This is a genomic window from Frankia sp. Mgl5, assembly GCF_023242985.1.
Taxonomy (GTDB): Bacteria; Actinomycetota; Actinomycetes; order Frankiales; family Frankiaceae; genus Parafrankia; species Parafrankia soli.
In genome coordinates this window covers 1-17884 of record NZ_JALKFY010000798.1, presented here as the reverse complement: position 1 = coordinate 17884, position 17884 = coordinate 1, and the positions used below count along the sequence as shown (strand labels likewise).

The 17884-nt window shown below is 73.6% G+C and carries 13 protein-coding genes; 5 read left to right on the top strand and 8 right to left on the bottom strand.

The annotated features are described in order from the left end of the window. Positions 1-254: 254 nt before the first annotated feature. Together MXD62_RS28270 and MXD62_RS28265 are read left to right on the top strand one after the other, a co-directional pair. Positions 255-686, top strand: a complete 432-nt coding sequence (locus MXD62_RS28270; RefSeq protein WP_248832434.1) for a VOC family protein — start codon at positions 255-257, stop codon at positions 684-686. Positions 687-1113: 427 nt separating this feature from the next. Continuing rightward, positions 1114-2034: an SAM-dependent methyltransferase gene (locus MXD62_RS28265; RefSeq protein WP_248832433.1), complete on the top strand. Its 921-nt coding sequence runs from the start codon at positions 1114-1116 to the stop codon at positions 2032-2034. Here MXD62_RS28265 and MXD62_RS28260 read toward each other — a convergent pair. The 3 genes from MXD62_RS28260 to MXD62_RS28250 all read right to left on the bottom strand — a co-directional run bounded on the left by MXD62_RS28260 (position 1998) and on the right by MXD62_RS28250 (position 5344). After that, the gene (locus MXD62_RS28260) at positions 1998-3899 is read right to left on the bottom strand and encodes a carboxylesterase/lipase family protein (protein ID WP_248832432.1); all 1902 of its coding nucleotides are present in this window, start codon (positions 3897-3899) and stop codon (positions 1998-2000) included. The genes MXD62_RS28265 and MXD62_RS28260 overlap by 37 nt on opposite strands. Positions 3900-4154: 255 nt before the next feature. Beyond that, entirely contained in the window at positions 4155-4361 is a 207-nt protein-coding gene (bldC, locus tag MXD62_RS28255; protein ID WP_006540950.1) for a developmental transcriptional regulator BldC, read from the bottom strand. 152 nt (positions 4362-4513) lie between these two features. Next, entirely contained in the window at positions 4514-5344 is an 831-nt protein-coding gene (locus tag MXD62_RS28250) for a hypothetical protein (protein ID WP_020464584.1), read from the bottom strand. Positions 5345-5883: 539 nt separating this feature from the next. On the opposite strand from MXD62_RS28250, the gene MXD62_RS28245 reads away from it, so the two are divergent. Continuing rightward, positions 5884-6984: a Glu/Leu/Phe/Val dehydrogenase dimerization domain-containing protein gene (locus MXD62_RS28245; protein WP_248832431.1), complete on the top strand. Its 1101-nt coding sequence runs from the start codon at positions 5884-5886 to the stop codon at positions 6982-6984. Positions 6985-7284: 300 nt separating this feature from the next. Beyond that, positions 7285-7491 (top strand): DUF3073 domain-containing protein, encoded by a 207-nt coding sequence (locus MXD62_RS28240; RefSeq protein ID WP_018503970.1) that lies wholly within the window; start codon positions 7285-7287, stop codon positions 7489-7491. 384 nt (positions 7492-7875) lie between these two features. Here MXD62_RS28240 and purM read toward each other — a convergent pair whose 3' ends face one another. From purM to MXD62_RS28225, 3 genes are all read right to left on the bottom strand, one after another. Continuing rightward, positions 7876-9039 carry a phosphoribosylformylglycinamidine cyclo-ligase gene (gene purM / locus MXD62_RS28235; protein ID WP_248832430.1) on the bottom strand — a complete coding sequence of 388 codons (1164 nt, stop codon included), beginning with the start codon at positions 9037-9039 and terminating at the stop codon, positions 7876-7878. Next, positions 9033-10979 (bottom strand): amidophosphoribosyltransferase, encoded by a 1947-nt coding sequence (gene purF, locus MXD62_RS28230; protein WP_248832429.1) that lies wholly within the window; start codon positions 10977-10979, stop codon positions 9033-9035. The genes purM and purF overlap by 7 nt, the downstream gene beginning before the upstream one ends. A gap of 394 nt (positions 10980-11373) precedes the next feature. Next, complete coding sequence (locus tag MXD62_RS28225) at positions 11374-12345, bottom strand: sterol carrier family protein (RefSeq protein WP_248832428.1); 972 nt, start codon at positions 12343-12345, stop codon at positions 11374-11376. Between the two features lie 164 nt (positions 12346-12509). Here MXD62_RS28225 and MXD62_RS28220 point away from each other — a divergent pair, with 164 nt between their 5' ends. Further along, entirely contained in the window at positions 12510-16433 is a 3924-nt protein-coding gene (locus MXD62_RS28220) for a sacsin N-terminal ATP-binding-like domain-containing protein (RefSeq protein WP_248832427.1), read from the top strand. Positions 16434-16443: 10 nt separating this feature from the next. On the opposite strand, the gene MXD62_RS28215 is transcribed toward MXD62_RS28220, so the two are convergent. Together MXD62_RS28215 and MXD62_RS28210 are read right to left on the bottom strand one after the other, a co-directional pair. Then, entirely contained in the window at positions 16444-16713 is a 270-nt protein-coding gene (locus MXD62_RS28215; RefSeq protein WP_248832426.1) for a DUF2530 domain-containing protein, read from the bottom strand. 76 nt (positions 16714-16789) lie between these two features. Further along, positions 16790-17752, bottom strand: coding sequence for a sulfotransferase (locus tag MXD62_RS28210; protein ID WP_248832425.1), 963 nt, complete (start codon positions 17750-17752; stop codon positions 16790-16792). Between the last annotated feature and the right edge of the window lie 132 nt (positions 17753-17884).

Here is a 17884-nt window from a genome sequence, read left to right as displayed (position 1 = left end):
TCCCACGGTCCCGCGCGGGTCAGGTCACTCCCCGCCGTCCGGCCCATACACCCCTGACACAACTCGTTTCAGGGCGAACCGTGACCAGTGCACCACAAGCACCGGTTGCCCTTCGGAGGTGGCTCACCGGGGAGTTCCGAAACGTCCAAGCCGGGGGCCCTGGGTTCGGCGGATCGTTGGACGGGCCGGACCCGTCCCGGGTCCGCTGACCATCGGCCGCGGAGAGTCGGCCGTGGAGAGGACGCGAACCAGTCATGAGCGATGACAAGGCACCGCCGCCCCAGGTCTGGCCGACGCTGCGAGCCCGCGACGCGCGGGCGCTGATCGCCTTCCTCACCGAGGCGTTCGGCTTCGAGGAGGTCGTCTCGTACGGCCCCGCCGACCACGGCGAAGCCGGTGACCGGGTGGACCACGCCGAGCTCGCGTGGCCGGAGGGCGGTGGTGTCATGCTCGGCTCGACCCGTGACAACCCCGACGATCCGTGGGCCTTCCAGCCGGGCGGCTTCGGCGCCTACGTGGTGACAGCCGAGCCGGACGCCCTGTGCTCCCGCGCCCGGGCCGCGGGAGCGGAGATCACCGTGGAACTGCACGACACCGACTACGGATCACGGGACTTCGCCGCCCGTGACCCCGAGGGAAACAGCTGGTCGTTCGGGACCTACCGGGGCGCGCCCCGCCCGACCTGACGGAGGCCGCTCGGGCCCGGGACACTCCGCCGACCTGGCATCGATCCACCCGCCTGGGTCGGTCCGTCGAGCGGACCGACCCGTCGAACCAGATGATCATGACGAGATTCGGTCCGACGGATCGGGATCAATCGGTCCATGGATTACCTCGATGAAACATTGGGTGCGAGAAGTGTCCGAGTTCGACATAATCGCGGCAAGTGCCCTCCACACATCGTGCCAACACCAGCACGGTGCGCGGTCTCCGGTACCGGCTCTGGTGGGGTTCGCCCGGACAGCTCCCGACCGGCGCGCTCATCGACGAGCGGGTTCCGGACGTCCCGCCCCCCGCCGACCGGTCCTGAAGCGGCTGATCGCGGGCGGTCCGCGGAGAGTACCCCCCTGGGCGACGGCGGCCAGGGGTGACTGCGACAGCCCGGAGGCGGGGATGGACGAGCCCACGCGCGCTGCGGTGAAATGGCCGGCGCACCGGAGTGCCCCCCAGGTCGAGCTGCGCACCGACGTCCCACATTCCGCCCGGATGTACGACTACTTCCTCGGCGGCAAGGACAACTTCCCCGCCGACCGCGAAGCGGCCGAAGACCTGATGGCCGTCTACCCGGCCACCAGGACGACGGCGTTACAGGGCCGGTCGTTCATGACGAGGGCGATCCGCCACCTGGCCCGCGACGCCGGGATACGCCAGTTCCTCGACATCGGGACGGGCATCCCGACCAGCCCCAACCTGCACGAGACGGCACAGGCGGCCGCCCCCGCGGCTCGGGTCCTGTACGTCGACAACGACCCGATCGTGCTGTCGCATGCTCGCGCCCTGCTGACGAGCACCCCGCGGGGCCGGACGGCCTACCTGGACGCGGACCTGCTCGATCCCAGCAGGATCATCCGTTCCGCCGAGCTGCGCGACACCTTCGACCTCGACCAGCCCGTCGCGTTGTCCCTGTTCTCGATCCTGCACTTCGTGCCGGACGACCGGGACCCGGCGGGCATCGTCCAGGAGCTGCTCGGGGCCCTCGCTCCGGGTAGCTACCTGGCTATCGCCCACGCGACCGGGGATTTCGTGGCCCCGGAGGTCGCCGAGCTCGGCACCACGATCTACCAGGACCGCGGGATCCCCTTCCAGCCCCGGTCCCGCGCCGAGATCACCGCGTTGCTCGGCGGCCTCGAGCTGGTGGCGCCCGGGTTGGTCCCGGCCCACCGCTGGCAGCCGGAGGACGGGTCGGCGGAGCTCGCGGACGCCGAGGTCAGCAGCTACGGGGCGATCGCACGCAAACCCGTGAATCGCCCAGACGGCAACAATCACCGGGGCACGGGTCAGCCCCAGAGGTCGCAGTGGTGCGCCACGGCGTAGCCGGGCCGCGCGAGCAGCACGCCCGGCTCGAGGGCCAGCCGGTCCGGAACGGTCGAGTTCCATTCCCCCGGCCAGAGCGGCCAGCCCGGCAGCACCCGCTCCCCGGATCCCACACCTACGGCTCCGGCGGGAGGCGTGTTCGGATCATCGGTGGCGGCGAACCGTGTCCAGTAGTCGACCATCGCCGCGGACAGCGCGCGCTCGCTGGCGGTCGCCCCCACGTACGGCGTGTCCGAGGCGGCGGAGCGGAACAGGTACGGCAGTTCCCCGGCGTGGGTGGCTCCCGTGGCCACGCCGTCGGTCACCGGGCCGAGACCCGGGACGTCGAACTCGTACAGGAACGCCCGCCCAGGCACGACAGCCCCCGACCCGGGCTGGCCGCGGGGCTGGCTGAACAGGTCAGCGGAGTGCGCGGTCGGGCAGGCGAAGACCCGGTCGGTGATCACCTGCGCGAGCCGCTCGCGGGCGGGGACGGCCCCCGGCGGGTAGACCGCGAGGACAGCGTCCGCCCGGTCGGGGATCTCCGCCCGGACGATCTGCGCGAACCGTTCGGCGGTGAGCTCCCCACCGGAGTCATAGCTGGAGGTGAAGGCCCGCCCCTCGTCGCGCACCGTCCCGAGGAGGACCGGTACCCCCGCCGCCGAGCCGGCGGCGACGGCATCCACCGGGAAGCGGGGCAGCGTCCGGCTGCCGACCACCGGCGCCCAGATCGGAGCGGTCAGGATGTCCGTCTGCCCGGAGCCGGCGACGATCTGCTCCACCGGCCGCGCCCGCAGGCAGTCGAGCACCCCGGCGGGGTCCGTGCAGCCCATTCGGGCGGCGAACTGCTGGCCCGTGCCCTCGGCCGTGGCCATGGTCGGCAGCGACCACTGGCACGGCCCGCTCTGCATGACCGCCCGCTGGAACAGCCCGCGCGCGGACGGCGCTGCCAGCAGCCCGCAGACGTTCACCGAACCGGCGGACTCTCCGAAGATCGTCACGTTCCCCTGGTCCCCGCCGAAGGCGGCGGCGTTCGCCCGGACCCAGCGCAGCGCAGCGATGATGTCCGCCAGGGAGTACGAGCCCGCGTCGCCGCCCGACTCGGTGTTCAGCGCCGGCAGCGCGAGCTGGCCGAGCGCGCCGAGCCGGTAGTCGACGCCCACGAGCACGGCGGGCCCGCCGGCCGCGAACGCGGACATGTCCACATCGTTGGCCGATCCGGTGACAAAGCCGCCGCCGTGGATCCACACCAGCACCGGCAGCCCCGCACCGCTGACGCCAGTGGTGCCGGTGCCAGCGCCGGTGCCAGCGCCGGTGGCGCCACCAGTACCGCCGCCGCCCGCGGCCGGCGGCGGCGTCCCGGTGGCCCGGGGCGCGTCGGCCGGCATGGTGACGTTCACGAACAGGCAGTCCTCGCTGGCGCCGGCTGCCAGCGGCCCCTCCTGCGGGCATGGATGGCCGCGCGCCGAGCCGTCCCGCACGCCGCTCCACGGGGCCGCCGGGGCGGGCGCCCTCCAGCGCAGCGCACCGACCGGCGGCGCCGCGTAAGGAAGCCCGTAGAAGGAGACCACCGGACCCTCGGCCACCCCGCGGACCTCGCCGCCGGTGGTCGCCACGACCGGCACGGCCGTCGCCGTCACCCCGCCGGGGCCCGCCGTGCCGGTGCCTCCCGCCGCGCCGGTGCCCGCTCCCGATGCTCCGGGACGTCCCCCAGCCCCGCTGCCGCAGGCCGGACACAGGGCCACCAGCAGTACCACGGTGAGAAAGGCCAGGAGGGCACCCGGTATTCGGGCCCGCGGACCACGTCGACCCACGGCCCGGCCGCCGGCTGTTCCCACCATGCGAACAGCCTCACGGGCGCCGCCGAACCACGCAAGATCGCGCATGGCCCCAAGCTCCCACGCGGCATGACGAACGCCGCCCCGAGCCGACAACGAACGAAACCGACGGACAGCATGGGTGCCGCCCGTCGGTTTCGACACATGAACCACCACCGCCCTCCCGGAGCGGTGGAGAGTTCAGGCATATGGGACGTCCGCTCAGCGGGCGGGTCCGGCCGTCGGGTTGTTCGCCCGGCCGGGCAGCCGCCGAACGCCTGGTCTTACCAGGACGCCGCCATCAGCGCCGGTTCGGCGCAGTTATCAGATGTCACTTCCGATGCTCGGAACTCCCTTCAGCAGGGCACGCACCTCCGCCTCGCGGTACCGGCGGTGACCGCCCAGAGTCCGGATCGAGGTCAGCTTTCCGGCCTTGGCCCACCGGGTCACGGTCTTCGGGTCCACCCGAAACATCGTGGCTACCTCGGCGGGCGTCAGCAGCGGCTCGGCATCCGGCGTTCTCGTCGTCATTACGTTGGCCTCCCGTCACAGAGCGTCGCTCCGTCCCATACAGATCGTGCATCCTTCGGGGGCATTTCGGACATGGCACGTCAGGACCATCTGCTGACTAGTCACAGCTCGTCCGAAGCGGAGGGCAACGCTGCGCTAACAGGCGGCGCCGATCAACTGGCAGATTCCCGTGACTGCAGGGGTCTCCACCTGATCAGCACTCGTTCGTACGCCTCGACCGCAAGGTCTGTTCGCCCACGGCGTAACGCGCTGACCGCCTCGACGATGTCCTCGACGGATGTGTCCCGCCGAAGCATGTCGTCGTCCAGCAGGTCAACTAGCCCGTCGTAGTCCAGTTCGACCCTGCTCTGCGGATGGAAGGACCCCAGCCAACGGGCCAGCTCGGCGACGCCCTCGATAGCGGGGGCGTCGGTGTTCGCCGCCCGGAGGGTCTCCATCGCCTCCACCGCGCGGCCGACCCGGCGGCGGGCGAGGCTCATCGTGGTCCGGTAGACCATGGAACGGTCGGCGCTGTCACCGGTGACCAACGCCCGCTCCGCTGGGTCGAACAGTACGAACCAGGTCGGCGGCACCATCCAGGTGCAGGTCTGGACATGGACCTTGATCTCGGGCCGGCGCGCCTTCCACCGGTCGAGCTCTGTCTCCGCCGGGTCCACCAGCCGGCGCGGGAGGAAGGCCTCGGCGACGCGCTCCGGCATCAGCCCGCGGAACTCCATCGCCGCCTGCCACACCCGCAGCTGCGTCGACCACGGGCAGACGAACATCAGGCCGTCCGCCCACTGGACGAAGGCGGACTCGTCGGCGACGTCCAGCGACGGCCGGACGGCCGCCACCAGCGCCACGACCCGCTCCCGCCGGGCGCCCGCACGCCGCGAGGGCGGCCCCGAGGCCGCGTACCGCTGCCAACGGACGCGATCCGCGGGCGGGAAGGCGGCCAATGGCTCGTAGACCCGCAGGTAGGCAGCGGGTGAGACGACAGCCACGCTAGACACCGGCCTCGACGGCGGCGTCACCCGCGATGCCCGCCGGCAGCGGGATCGCCACGGACGCCGACCCCCCGTGGAGGACCGGAACAGGTGCGGACATGCCCCTGGATCCTGGCATGCCTCCGATCCTGGCACGGCCACGGGCGCGGCGGGCCCGGCGGCGATGAGAGGTCGGGCAACCCGCGCGATCGCCCCGGTGAGACCCGATAGCGCCAGCCGCACCGCAACCCCGCCGGACCCCCTCCCGGGCCGGCTCCGCGCCCGTCAGGGCCGCCCGGACGGCGGCCACGCCCCGTCGGGCGGCGCCGGCGTCACGGCCGAGCCTCGCGGTCACGGCCGAGCCTCGCGACGGGCGTGTGACCTCCGGCACCGCCGTGACGGCGGCCGTGACGGCGGCGGCCGCACGACAGGAGCCGCGCGGGCCGGGCCCGTAATGTTCGCCGCAGCGGCCGGCGGGAGCCCGCCGCGCACAGGGCTCACGGGCCGCCGGCTCACGGGCCGCCGGCTCGCGGAGCCGTCCGGAGGGAGGCTCGGTCATGTCAGCGGTGGTCGGCACGTCCACGGGAGTCTCGTCGGTGTTCGAGGCCGGCGCGGAGCACGAGCAGGTGGTGTTCTGCTCCGATCGAGCCAGTGGCCTGCGCGCCGTGATCGCCATCTACTCGACCGCGCTGGGGCCGGCGTTGGGAGGCACCCGGTTCCACGCCTATCCGGACGAGGCGTCCGCACTGGCCGACGCCCTCGCGCTCTCCCGCGCGATGGCCTACAAGGCCGCCTGCGCGGGCCTGGACCTCGGCGGCGGCAAGGCCGTCATCCTGGGCGACCCCGCCCACGACAAGACCGAGGCGCTGCTGCGCGCCTACGGGCGCTTCATCGCCTCGCTGGGCGGCCGCTACGTGACGGCCTGCGACGTCGGGACGTACGTCGAGGACATGGACACCGTCGCCAGGGAGACCCGTTGGGTCACCGGCCGCTCGCCGGCGCACGGCGGCTCGGGCGACTCCGGCGTCCTGACCGCGTACGGCGTCTTCGAGGGGATGCGCGCCTGCGCCCGGCACCGATGGGGGACACCCTCGCTCGCCGGGCGCCGGGTCGCCGTCAGCGGGGTCGGCAAGGTCGGCCTGCGCCTCGTGGGGCACCTGGTGGAAGAGGGGGCGACCGTTCTGGCCGGGGATACCGATCCGGGCGCCCTGCGGCGGCTGGGAGCCCGCCATCCCGAGGTCCAGCTGGTGACCGACCCCGACGAGCTCCTCCGGGCCGAGGTCGACATCTACGCGCCCTGCGCGCTGGGCGGGGTGCTCACCGACGAGGTCGTGCCCGCGCTGCGGGCGGAGATCGTCTGCGGCGGGGCGAACAACCAGCTGGCCCACCCGGGCATGGACAAGATCCTGGCCGACGCGGGCGTGTTGTACGCGCCCGACTTCGTGGTCAACGCCGGCGGACTGATCCAGGTGGCGGACGAGATCGAGGGGTACTCCCCGGAACGGGCCAGGGCCCGGGCCGCCCGGATCTTCGACACGGCGCTGGACATCTTCCGGCTCGCCGAGGCGGAGGGCACCACCCCGGCGGTGGCGGCGGGACGCTTCGCCGAGCGCCGGATGACCGACATCGGCCGGCTGCGGGGCATCCTGCTGCCCTGACCATCACCGGCGGGCACGCCCGGAACCCGTGTGCCAGCACGCCTTTCCCACCCCCCGGAAGTCGTGACGCTGGGCACATCGGGCACCGGCGCGCGGGCGTCGCGGCGGGCCCACGCGCCCGCTGTCAGGGGAGTCCCGGGACCATCCGTGGGGGTCAGATGATCTACGCCGTGTTGTCCGACGACAGGTAACTGTCGGGTTGGCGTGCCGAGTAGGCTGCGATCCCTGTAGTCTCGGGAAGCACGAGACAGTGAGAGCACCGGGGCGGGTCCCCGTCGTCATGTTCGAGGGGGTCGAGCCATGGGGCGCGGCCGAGCGAAGGCCAAGCAGACGAAAGTCGCCCGCGAGCTCAAGTACAACTCGCCCACTATGGATCTCGACCGGTTGAAGGCGGATCTGGGCGCGGGTACTACGCGGGAGACCGAGAGCGACGAACCGTACTCGGATGACGACTACGGTTACGACGCCTACCTGGACGATGAGGACGAGCACCGCTCGTCCCGTTGAACCCGGGGCTGCCCCGGCCGACGCCGGGCCTCCGGGAAATCCGGGGGGACCGGCTGCGACCACCTGGCGACAGGTGGTCGTCCATGTCGGCAGCAGATCGAGTCCGGTACGCCCGCCTCGCGCGGGCACACCGGGCGCCGAACCGAGCTGGGCGGAACTGTCGGTGTTCCGTCCTAGAGTCTCAGAGGTCAGGATCTTCCCGACCGAGGAGCCTCCCATGTCAGTGATGGCCGGCCGCCCACGTGGATGTCCCGCGGGCAGGTGTTCGGGCTGGTCCGCACGCGGCCCCCGACGAGCCGGCTCGTGACCAGCCGCCCCTTTGCCCGGGCGGCCGTGGCGGGGCGAGCCGCACCAGGGCCGCCCGTGGCCGGGCCGCCGGCCGCGTCAGGGGTGGGCGCCCACGAGGCGCGCCACGCCGTCCTCTCCAGCTCCACCGGGCAGCGGCTCGACCCGCCCCGCGATCCAGGCAGCGACGCCGCGGTCAGCCAGCGTCCGCACCACGGCCTCGGCCTCGGCGGGAGCGACGACCGCGACCATTCCGACCCCCTGGTTGAACGTGGCCTCCATGTCGGCCTCGCTCACCCCGCCGCGCTCGGCGAGCAGGCCGAACACGGCCGGCGGAGCCCAGGTCGATCTCTCCACGACGGCAGCCGTCCCCGGCGGGATCACGCGGGCCAGGTTCGCCGCGAGACCGCCGCCGGTGATGTGGGCGAAGGCGTGCACCTCGGTCGTCTCGATGACGGCCAGGCAGTCCCGGGCGTAGATGCGGGTGGGCGTGAGCAACGCCTGCCCGAGCGTCGTCCCCAGGGCCTCTTCATGCCTCGCCAGTGCCTCCCGACCCGCCACGGAGACGCCTCCGGGCTGGTCAGGCTCGACCGGACCGAACAGGATGTGTCTTACCAGCGAGAAACCGTTGGAGTGGAGACCGGATGACCCCATCGCGACCACCACGTCCCCCGGCCGGACCAGCTCCGGCCCGAGCACGGCGTCGGCCTCGACGACCCCGACCCCCGTCGCGGCCAGGTCGTAGTCGTCGATTCCCATGAGGCCGGGGTGCTCCGCGGTCTCGCCACCCACCAGGGCGCACCCGGCCTGCTCGCAGCCGGCGGCGATCCCGGCGACGATCGAGGCGATCCGCGCCGGCTCGAGGGAGCCACAGGCGATGTAGTCGAGCAGGAACAGCGGCTCCGCGCCGCAGACAACGAGATCGTCGACCACCATGGCGACCAGGTCGATGCCCACCGTGTCATGGACGTCCATCGCCCTGGCCAGGGCGATCTTCGTGCCCACGCCGTCGGTGGACGAGGCGAGCAGCGGGCGCCGGTAACGGGCCACGTCCAGCGCGAACAGGCCCGCGAAGCCGCCGAGTGACCCGACGACCTCGGGCCGGGTGGCGCGGGCGACGTGCTGGCGCATGAGCTGCACGGCCCGGTCGCCGGCCTCGACGTCGACCCCGGCGTCCCGGTAGGAGACCGAGCGCCCCTCGGTGGTGCTCTCCTGGCCGCCGGCCTCTGAGCCCTGGCCGGATCCGTTGGCGTGCCTCACCACCGCGCGCTGCCCAGCGGTGCGCCGTCCACTGCCACTCCGTCCACTGTCATCCCGTTCACCGTGGCCCCGTTCGTGGCGGCTCCGTTCGCTGCCACGCCGTTCGTGGCCACCCCATTGGCTGCCACGCCGTTCGTGATGGCTCCGTTCGTGGCCAACCCGTCGGCCGGTGCGCCGTCGACCGCCACGGCGTCGGCCCTCGTCCCGTCGGGCCGTGCCCCGTTCGCGCGCGCGGCGCCGACGTCCTGGGCGGGCTCGAGCGGGACGGGTTCGAGGTCGAGATCGTGATTGTCGGGGGACGGGTCCGCGCCGTTCATGCCCAGGGTCACCCGGTCCCGGAGGGCCTGCGCGATGACCTCCTCCGTGGTCTGCGGCCCGAAGGGCTCCAGCCGGTACTTGCCCAGCTTGTCCGAGTCGGCGAGCGGAACGGGGTAGATGCCGTCGAAGCAGGCCCGGCACAGCGCGTCCGCCGGCTGCTCGGAGGCCTCCACCAGCTCGTCGAGGGAGACGTAGGCGAGCGAGTCGGCGCCCAGCGAGCGCCGGATCTCCTCCACGCCACAGCCGCTGGCGATCAGCTCGGCGCGGGTGGCGAAGTCGATGCCGTAGAAACAGGGCCACCGCACCGGGGGCGACGAGATCCGCACGTGCACCTCGGTCGCCCCGGCCTCGCGCAGCATCCGCACCAGGGCCCGCTGGGTGTTGCCGCGCACGATCGAGTCGTCCACGACGACGAGCCGGCGGCCCTCGATGACGTCGCGCAACGGGTTCAGCTTGAGCCGGATGCCCCGCTGGCGGATGGTCTGCGACGGCTGGATGAACGTCCGCCCGACGTAGGAGTTCTTGACCAGGCCCTCACCGAACGGGATGCCGGACGCCTCGGCGAAGCCGACCGCGGCCGGCACACCGGACTGCGGGACCGGGATCACCAGGTCGGCCTCGACCGGTGCCTCCCGGGCGAGCCGCCGGCCCACCTCGACCCGGGTGGCGTGCACCGACCGGCCACCGATCGTCGTGTCCGGGCGGGCGAGGTAGACGTACTCGAACAGGCAGACGTGCCGGTCGGCCTGGGCGAACGTGAGCGAGCGCGGGCCGTCCGCGTCGATGACGACCAGCTCACCGGGCTCGATCTCGCGGACGAAGCGGGCGCCCACGATGTCGAGCGCCGCGGTCTCGCTGGCGACGATCCACGCGCCCTCCGGCCGGTCGTCGAGCCGGCCGAGCACCAGCGGATGGATGCCGTGCGGGTCCCGCGCCGCGTACAGGGTCGACGCGTCCGCGAACGCCAGCGAGAAGGCGCCCGCCAGCCGGGGCAGGACGTCCAGCGCGGCGTCGACCAGGGTCGGGCCGGGATGCGCGGCGAGCATCGCGGTGATCAGGTCGGAGTCGGTGGTGGCGCCCTGGCCGCCCTCACTGTCGCCGAGCGACCCGGCCAACTCGATGATGTTCGTCAGGTTGCCGTTGTGGCCGAGCGCGATCGGCCCGCCGAAACCCGCCGTCCGGTAGGACGGCTGGGCGTTCTCCCAGGTGGACGAGCCTGTGGTCGAGTACCGGGTGTGCCCGACGGCCACGTGCCCTGACAGGCTGGAGAGGGTGATCTCGTCGAAGACCTGAGCGACCAGACCCAGCTCCTTGAACACGACGACGGTGCGGCCGTCGCCGACCGCCATCCCGGCGGCCTCCTGGCCGCGGTGCTGGAGGGCGTAGAGGCCGTAGTAGGTGAGGTTCGCCACGTCCTCCCCGGGCGCCCAGACACCGAAGACGCCACAGGCGTCGCGCGGGCCGGGATCGTCGTCGAGAGGATCACCGCCGAGAGGATCACCGTTGCGCGGGGCACCGTGGAGAAGGCCGTCGCGACGGCGGCCGTCGCGAGACTGCGGCGGGCGGCGGACGGACGTCGACTCCCGGCGAGATGCGGGGTCGTCGCTGTGGGCGACGTGTGGCACCAGGTCTCCTAGAGAGGTCAGGGTGACCGAGATGTCGGGAGGAACGGGGCGGGTTCAAGGCGATGTCGTGACACTCCCGGACACGACGACACTCACATCAACCGACAGCCACGGGAAGCACCCCGGGACCATCCGACGTTCACGCCCGCCCTCGACTCCCCACATAACCAACGCTAGCAGCGGGGACGCCGATCGGCCGGTCGAGCGCGATCTCCCCCGTCACGCGACACAGAGGTCACGGAGAAAACACGACAAACACGCACACCGGCCCGCCCGGTTGCGACCAGGCGAACATCCAGGCGCCGTCAGGCGGACGGCGGGTGCCGTCGAGCGGGCGGCGGATGCCCTCAGGGCAGGCCGGCCCGGTGCCGTCCGGCAGGCGGGCCGGATGCGGTCAGGCGAGCAGCGGCAGCAGGAACCGTAGATCGGCACGCTCGCCGCTGGCGCGGATCCGGCCGTCGGCGAGCGCCGCCTCCCAGGCCAGCCGGCCCGTCGCGATCAGGACGAACGCGGCCGGGTCGGCCTCGACGACGTTCGGCGGTGTACCGCGGGTGTGCCGAGGCCCCTCGACGATCTGCACGGCGGAGAAGGGGGGCACCCGCAGCTCCACCGCGTGCCCCGGAGCGCGCTCGGCGAGCATCGACGTGAACAGCCGCACGGCGGTCTTCAGCGCGGGGCGCGCCGGGGGCACACCCAGGTCCAGGCCGTGGACGACCGCTTCCACCGCTCGGGTGAGCAAAAACTCACCCAGCCGCATGCGCCCACCCGGGATGATCACCAACCGGTCGGCGATCTCGTCCGGTGGGAGGCGAGCCAGGTCCGCCGCGGCGCCCGTGACGGCGTCCCGGAAGGCCTCGCGCACCGCCTCCGGAGCCTGGCCGGCGGCGAGATCCCGGGCCGTGGCCGCGATCGCCTCGGCCCGGGCTCCGGTGCCGGCCAGGTAGTCGGCCGCGGTCACGAGCGGCGCACCGCCGGTCCGGGCCAGGTTCGACTCCGCTCCCGAGCCGCCCACCGGTCCTCCGCCCGAGCCGCCCGCTGATCCCCCGGCCAGGCCGGGCGCCGGGTCCCCGCGCAGCGCGGCGCTGAGGGCGAGTGCCGAGCGCGCGGTGTGCAGCACGAGCTCGGCGGTAGTCCAGCCGGGCAGTGCGCTCGGGCCCGCGAACGCCTCGTCGGGGAGCCCGCCGACGTGGCCGGAGATCGCCTTCCACTGCTCCTCCAGGGCCCCTGGCAGCGCCGGCGCGAATCCCGCCGCGCCGCCGCGCCCCCCGCGCCGCGCCGAGCCCCCCCGCCCCGCGCGACCCCGCGCAGTACCTTCCCGGGCCGCGCCGCCGCGCGCATCGCCGTCCTGCGCATCGCCCCGTGCCACCGGACTCGTCTCCCCTCTCGTGCGTGCCGCCGTCCCACCGCTGTCCCACCGGCGTCCACACGGCGCTCGCGCACAGCGGTCCCGCGCGGCGGCGGCGGCTCTCGGGACGCCGGTCGCGGCACCCCTCGCCGCTCGGCCGTCCCGCCACGGGCGAGGATGAGGCCGTGGATGCCACCCCGTTCGACACCGCGGCGCTTCGGGCACGTGTCATCGAGGCGTGGGCCGCCTCCGCGAGCCGCTTCCGGGAGGACGCGAACGCCGAGGAGGACGCCGCTCTCGGCGCCTACCGAGACCGCCTGCTCGTCGAGCTCCTCCAGAACGCGGTCGACGCGGCGGCGGCCGCCGGTGTGCCGGCAAAGGTACACATCAGGCTCACGTCGGGGCAGCACCCGCACGGCGGGCCGGGTGGGCTGCTCGAGGTGGCGAACACCGGCGCCCCGCTGACCGCCGCCGGCGTCGAGGCCCTGTCGACGCTGCGCGCGTCCGCGAAGCGCGACGTGCAGGCAGTCGGCCGCTTCGGCGCCGGCTTCGCCGCGGTCCTCGCGGTGACGGACACGCCGTCGATCGTCTCCCGGGCACCCTCGGGCCCCGGCGACGCGGCGGACTGGCGTGACGCCGACCAGCACAGTACGGACCTGCGCGGGGTGGAGCGGCACGGCGTGGCGTGGCGCGGGGTGGAGTGGTCGCGCCGACGCACCGCCGACCTGGTTGTCGCGACGGGCGCGGACGCACTGCGCCGCGAGCTCGACCGCCGCGCCGGCGCCGTGCCCGTCCTGCGCCTGCCCTTCGACCTCGGCGACCCGGCGTCCGGGCCCGGCGACGGGTTCGACACCGTCGTCCGGCTGCCGCTGCGGGACACGGCGGCGGCGGCCACGGCACGCGAGCTCATCGCCGCGTTCGACCCCACGCTGCCTCTCGTCCTGCCCGGCCTTGAGGAGATCGTCGTCGAGGTGGACGGCGACGTCCGAACCCACCGGTGCGTCTGGGAGCCGGTGCTCCCCGGGCCGGACGGAACCGACCTCGAAATCGCCACCGTCGACGGCACGCGGTGGCGCGGCTGTGTCCACCGCGGCTCGATCCCGTCCGAGCTGCTCGCCGACCGCCCGGTCGAGGAACGTGACAGGACCACCTACAACGCCCGGGTGATGATCCCGGACGGCGACTGGCCCGCCGAGGTGGCGCAGGTGGTGCGCGCGCCGCAGCCGACCGACGAGGCCGTCGGCCTGCCCGCGCTGATCAGCGTCGACCTGCCGCTCGATCCGTCCCGGCGGCACACCGTGCCCGGGCCCCTGCGGGACTGGCTCACCGACCGGCTCGCCGACACGGTCGTCGCGCTCGCCGCTCACCTGGCCACCGCCCGACCGGACAGCGCCGAGAGCGGTGACCACCGCGCGGACGGGGGGCGCCACGCGGCTCCCGATCCCCTCACCGTCCTGGACCTCGTGCCGACCGGGCTGCCCCGCAGCGAGGTGGACGGCCGGCTGCGCGACCGCCTGCTCGCGCTGCTGCCGGACGCCCCCGTCCTGCCGGGCGGCCGCCGCGGCCGGGACTGCCTCGTCCTGGACCTCGGCCCCGCCACGGACGCCGTCACCGACCTGCTGCGCGCGGGCGCCGAGACGGGCTCCGGCACCGACCTCACCACGGACCTGGACCTGGCGGACTTCGCCGCGGCGGGGAAGGCCGACGATGCCGTGCTCGACGGGCTGCTGCCGGCCGAGTTCGCCACCCGGCGCCGCCGGCCCGCCCTCGACCTCCTGGGCGTCCGCCGCCTGGACACCGGGGCCGTCGTCGAGGTCCTGCGCGGCATGCGACGGACGCCGTCCTGGTGGGCCGGGCTGTACCCGCTGTTGCTGACCGCACCCGACCGGGACGCCCTGGGCGCGCTGCCGGTTCCGGTCGTGGTCGTGCCCGACGGCGACGACCTCGGCTCCACGCCGGCCTTCGCCCATGCTGATCCGTCCACCGGGACCGGACCGGACGGGGGTGGAGCCGACCCGGCGACACCACCCAGCCGGATGGTCACCGGACCGCGCGGGGCCCTGCTACCCACCCCCGATCTGGACGTGGTGGCCCTGGCCCGATCGGGGCTGCCGCTGCGCGTCGTCCATCCCGACGCGTGCGCGGGTACGGCCCGCGACGTGCTGCGGACCCTGGGCGCCTCGGAGGGCACGCCGGCCGGGGTGCTGCGGGACCCGGCGGTACGCGAGGCCGTCACCCAGGCCGACCCCGACGACGACCCCGGCGAGCTGGACACCCTCGCCGCCGCCGTACTCGCGCTGGTGCGCGCGATCGTCCCGGATGGACACACCGCTCATCCGGACGAGCACGCCACCAGTTCAGACGGGCGCACCGTCCATTCGGACGAGCACACCGCACATTTGGACGGGCACGGCCGCGATGACGGGCTGGACGGCGGCGGCTTCCCGTCCGACACCGTGGGTGATCCGCACCCGGAGCAGGGGGCGTCCGCGATGCCGTCGTGGCTGGGTGGGCTGCTGCTTCCCGAACAGGGCGGCGGCTTCGCGCCCGCGTCCGAGCTGGTGATCGCCGACGGGCCGCTCGACCGCCTGCTGGCCGAGGAGGCGCCGTTCGGCGCCCTGGACCCACGGCTGAGCACCGCCTGGCCGGACCATGTCCTCGAAGCCGTCGGCGTCCTGCGGACCTTCGGCGTCCTCTACGCGTCGGACGTGACCCTCGACCCGGACGAGCCCGTCCTGCTCGAGCTTGACGACAGCGACACCTGGGCGGACGACGTCCACGATGCCGCCGACCGGGCGGGGGAACGGGGCACCGCGGCTTCCGGTGACGGGCGAGGCTCCGGCCACGGTGTGCCAGGGGCGCCGCGGGTTGTCCGGCATTTCGCGGCCGTCCGCGACCTTGAGCTCGTCGACCCCGACACATGGCCGGAGGCGCTTGCGGAGCTCGCCCGTCCGCCCCTGCGCCGGGTGGTTCTCGGCGCCGAACCCTCGTACACCCGCTGGTGGCTGGCCCGGCACGCGCTGCTGCCGGTGGATGGCGACCCGGATACCCGGCTCCCCCCGGGCGAGCTCGTCCTGCCCGGCGCCGATCCGTTGCTGACCGGGCTGTTCGCGCCGGGCGCGCCGCTGCCGGGCGTCGACCCGGAGCTGCTGCGCCGGCTCGGCTGCCGGCTCACCCTCGACGACGTGCTCACCGACCCGGACGCGGTGGTCGACCTGCTGGACCGGCTCGGCGACGCCGACCGCGAGATCGGCTGGCCGGCGGCCCGGACGCTCTACATGGCCGCGGTGAGCGCGGCCGGCCTGCTCGGGGCCGACCCCTCCGGCACGACCGGCCCAAGGCTGGATCCGCCGCTGACCGTACGAACCCCGACCGGGGTGTTCCGCTCCGCCGACGTGGTGGTCGTGGACGCACCGGACCTGCTCGAAGTGATCGGCGCCGACCATCCCGCGCTGCGCCTGCCACTGGATCGCGCCGCCGAGGCCGCGCACATCCTCGGGCTGCGTCTCGCCTCGGAGCTGGCCGACTTCGCCGTACTGGACGAATCCACTGGACTGAGCGAATCCGCTGGATTCGGTGGATCCGCTGTTCTGATCGACAGCACCGTTCAGGCCGGCGGTTCCATCGCTGGCAGCGCTGCCTCGGCCGGAGCCGGTACCGGTGGCGGTGGTACCGGTGGCGGTGGCGTCAGCGGCGTCCGCGGTGCGGTTCCGGGCAGGGCCGTGACGAGGACCGTCATGGTGGCCGGCAACGCGGTCGTCGTCGGGAGCGCGACCCTGGTCGAGGCCGCGGACACCCCGGATTCGCTCGACGGGGTCGACCTGGGCGCGGTGCCGGGCGCCGCGCGTCCCCTCGTCGCGCGGTACCAGGTCCATCCCGAGCTGTGGATCTCAAGCCTGGGCGGGGGACGGGTCCGGGTGCCGTGGCGGGTCGTCGGCGGCATCGGCGGTGAGATCCACGTCGACGCCGAGGCCGGCACGGACGCGCTCGCCCGGGCTCTGGCCTGGCGGGCCGGCCAGTGGGAGCGCCGGCACGGACTGGCCGCCGCGCTGCGGGACCCCGACGGCGCCGGCCGCCGTCAGGCCGAGGACGACCTCGACGATCTTTGATTCCTGGTGCTCAGTCGGGCTCGGCGGCGGTCGTGCGCAGCCGATTCCGGCGTCGCACGACGACCCACAGCCCCATGAGCCCGAGCACGAAGCCGACCGCCGCCGTCGCGATCCACCAGAGCCGGCCATCCGCCCGCAGATCGTCGGCGAACGGGATCATGACCAGTAGGGCGATCAGCCACATGACGGTGCCGACCGCGACGGAGCGGACACCGTCGTAGGGCAGCGGACGCAGTTCCACCACGTCCGGCTCGGCCTTGTCACCCGCTTGTGTGCTCATCCGGGCCGACGCTACCGTCTTCAGGCCGCGCGTCCACCTCCTACAGGTCAGCCGTCGGCGGGCCGGTGGGCGCGGGTCAGCGGCCGGCGGTCAGGGGGAGGTCGCCGCGGTCGAGCCACTCCGCGAAGGAGGATCCCGTCAGCTGGCCGAGTAGGGCGATGTCGTCCCGGAACCGGTCGAGGACCTGTTCGCGCAGGCCGGGCGGTGGCGGCGGACCCGGCCTGAGGCTGCGCCGCAGCTCGGCCAGCACGGCGTCCATCGGATCGACGGCCGCCGGGACCGCCTCCCTGACAACGCGCGTCGTGCCGGGATCGATTGCCGCCGGCGCGAAAATCCGGCTGTCGCACCCGAAACCGGCCGCCGGGTCGACCGCCCCGACGAATCCGCAGACGCGACGCAGCACGGCCGCGGGTTCGAGGACCAGGTCCCGGTAACGCACCAGCAGCACCTGGCTCGGCGGAAACAGGGTGTACAACCGCCGCAGCTGGACGCCGTACCTCCCGAGCTCGGCGTACCGCCACCTGCGACCCCAGCCGGCCGCGCGCCGTTCCTCCTCGGCGTCGAGCGCCTCGATCAGGGTCGGCAGCGGTTCCAGCCCGGCCCTTCGGTGCGCGAGCCAGTTCGCGTAGGCGCGCTCCACCGGGTCACGCAGGACGGCGATCATCCGCAGGTAGGGCAGGAGCTCGTGCATCCGCCGCTGGGCGGAGAACTCGGCTAGGTAGTAAGGAGTGCTCTCACCGCGCGGACGACGCCCGTCACCACCCCGGAACAACGTCTCATAGTCCGAAAGGCACCAAATGTAGTTCTCGCTGGTTAAGCCAGCACCGCCCGCGGCCCGAGCTCCCCCGGGGCCGGCGGAGCTGGCACCGCCGCCGTGGCCGGGGGGGCTGGCCTCGTCCCGGGGACGTCCGGAGGTCAGGAAGTAGCCCGGTTCCGCCACGGGGGACATCGCCAGGCCCAGGTGGCGGGTGAGTGCGGCGTGCAGGCTCGACGTCCCGGCTTCAGGAGCCCCGATGACGACGAAATCAGGCAGCGCCATGCCGGCCCTCCTCCCGGGCGGAAAAACACGCGCACACCAAGAGTATAGCCCATATTCTCTACCAATTAAGTAGACAATATGACCGCGCGTAGCGAAAGTGTGGCGACTGAGTGAGTCCATGGACTCACTCAG